Source organism: Flintibacter sp., assembly GCF_046973065.1.
Genome location: NZ_JBKVXZ010000100.1, coordinates 1 through 2,510, shown reverse-complemented (window position 1 = coordinate 2,510; position 2,510 = coordinate 1). Strand labels below are relative to the sequence as shown.

At 60.5% G+C, this 2,510-nt stretch carries 2 protein-coding genes; both read right to left on the bottom strand.

Translation table 11 applies throughout. From position 1 onward, the window contains the following. Positions 1-1,789 (bottom strand): ribosomal protection-like ABC-F family protein (gene abc-f / locus ACLTXB_RS18600; protein ID WP_428227970.1); only part of this gene is annotated, 1,789 nt, incomplete at its 3' end. A 29-nt stretch (positions 1,790-1,818) separates the two neighbouring features. Continuing rightward, on the bottom strand, positions 1,819-2,510 hold a 692-nt coding region (locus ACLTXB_RS18595; protein ID WP_428227969.1), incomplete at its 5' end, for a glutamate ligase domain-containing protein.

The window sequence follows — 2,510 nt, the reverse complement described above, 5'->3', positions numbered from 1 at the left end:
CCTCCATCTGCTGGGTAAGGTCGTACATTTGCTCCTCGGCCTTGCCAACCGCCCGTTCGGCGGCGGCCACCTCTTTTTCCAGCATCTTGGTACCGCCGGGGCGCTTGGGCTTCTCCTTCTTTTCTGCCGGAGCCTTTGCAGCCTGCACCGGTGCGGCAGGAGCTGCTTTGCTGAACTGACCCCTAGCCCGTGCGGCCTGGAACTCCTCATAGGTACCCTTGAAGTCGGTAATGTGTCCGTCCTCCAGCAGCCAGATGCGGCTGGCAAAGCGCTCGATAAAATAGCGGTCGTGGGAGACAAAGAGCAGGTTGCCCTCATACTCCTCCACCGCCTCCTCGATCCACTCTCGGCTCTGGATATCCAGATGGTTGGTGGGCTCGTCCAGGATGAGCAGATTAATTTTTGCGTCCATGAGCATACACAGCCGCAGGCGGCTCTGCTCGCCGCCGGAAAGGGCAGAGACGGGCTTGAATACGTCCTCCCCCCGGAATTTGAAGGCGGCCAACCGGTTTCGGGCGGTCTGGGCGGTACAATCCAAGTCGTAGAGCATGGTGTCCACCAGGCTGCGCTCCGGATGGCTGAAGTGAATGATCTGGGGCAGATAGCCGATCTTTACGGTGGGGCCCATGCGGAGCTTTCCGCTGTCGGGCTCCTCCTCCCCCATCAAAATCTTAATGAGGGTGGACTTACCGGTACCATTGTCTCCCAGCAGGGCGATGCGCTCGCCCCCTGCCACCTCCAGGTTCACGTCGGAAAACAGGGTGCGGTCTCCGAAAGATTTCTTCAGGTTCTTGATGGTGAGTACCTCGTCTCCCCGGAACTCCCGCTCGCCAAAGCGCACCTCCATCTTCCGCTTCTTTTTGGGGCGGTCGGTGACCCGCATGCGCTCGATTCGCTTCTCCATGGACTGGGCCCGCTTGAAGGTCTTGTCCATGCCCGAGTAGGCCCAGGTACGCAGCTGCTCGGCGGCCTTCTCCAGCTGCTGAATCTTGGCCTGCTCCTTCTCATACTGCTTGAGCTTTTCCTCGTACCGCCGCTCCTTCTCCACGGCGTAGAAGCTGTAGTTGCCGGAGTAAAATTCCGCCTTGCCCTCCTGGATCTCAATGATCCGGTCTACCACCTTGTCCAAAAAGTAGCGGTCATGGGACACGGTGAGCACGGTGCCCTTGAATTTCTCCAGATACTCCTCCAGCCACTCGGTGGCCCGCAGGTCCAGGTGGTTGGTGGGCTCGTCCAGCAGGAGGATGTCGGTGTCCTCCAGAATGAGACGGGCCAGGTTTACCCGGGTCTTTTCCCCGCCGGAGAGCTTGTCGAAGAGCTGCTCCCGCATGGCCTGGGGAATGGACAGGCCGTTGCAGACTTTGTTGGTCTTGGTCTGGGTGTCGTAGCCTCCGGCGGCCTCAAAGGCGGCGGTGAGCTTATCATACCGGCTCATCACCGCCGGGTCGGTGTTTCCCTGGGCCATCTCTGTGGCCAGCTGGGTCATCTCCCCCTCCATGCGGTGCAGAGGCTCGAAGGCGGTAGCCAGTACGTCCTCCACGGTGTAGCCCGCAGGGTAAACAGGGATCTGGGAGATGAGGCCCAGCCGCTTTCCAGGGGCCAGCACCACATCTCCCTCGTCGTAGTCCATGACCCCGGTGAGAATGCGGAGCAGGGTGGTCTTGCCGCAGCCGTTGGGCCCCAGCAGACCAACCCGCTCCCCCGTGTCCACCTGGAAGGTCAGGCCATTCAATATTTTATTTCCAACCTCAAATTCTTTGACCAGATTGGATACGGAAATATCGATCATAACGTCCTCTTACGTGGTTTATTCTCTCTTCAGCAAAGGGTAAGCAGCTGAGCGGTGAGCTCCTCCAGAGCCATGCCCCGGGAGGCCTTCACCAGAATGGTGCTGTCCGGGCGCACCACCTGAGGCAGCACGACCTTGGCCGCCTCCTTGTCCGCGCAGGAATAGACCATGGGTACCCCTGCCTCCCGTGCCCCCTGAGCCATATGCTCAGACAGCTTGCCTACCGCTACCAGGCAGTCAATGCCCCGCTTGCCCAGGTAGTCCCCCACTCCGGCGTGGAGAGCGGGCGCATAGGGCCCAAGCTCAAACATATCGCCCAGAATGGCCACCTTCCAGCTGCTGTGGGTGTCGGCCAGCACGCTGATGGCCGCCCGCATGGACTGGGGATTGGCGTTGTAGGAGTCATCCAGAATGGTGATCTCCCCCTCCCGCTGGATCACGTTCATCCGCATGCGGGTGGGAACAAAACGGGCAATGCCGTCCTCGATCTCATCGGGGGTGAGACCAAAGTGCTCGCCCACCGCCGCAGCGATGAGGGTGGGGTAAATCATGTGCTCTCCCAGGGCAGGGATCTTGACGTCCCGCTCCATTTTAGGAGTGGTAATGTGGCAGTGGATATGGCTGACTCCGTCGCCGCCGGTAACCTGAGCCCGGTAGTCGGCATCTTCCGCCTTGCCGCAGAACACCGCCTGCACCGGAGTATTGCCCCGCAGGGTGGTAA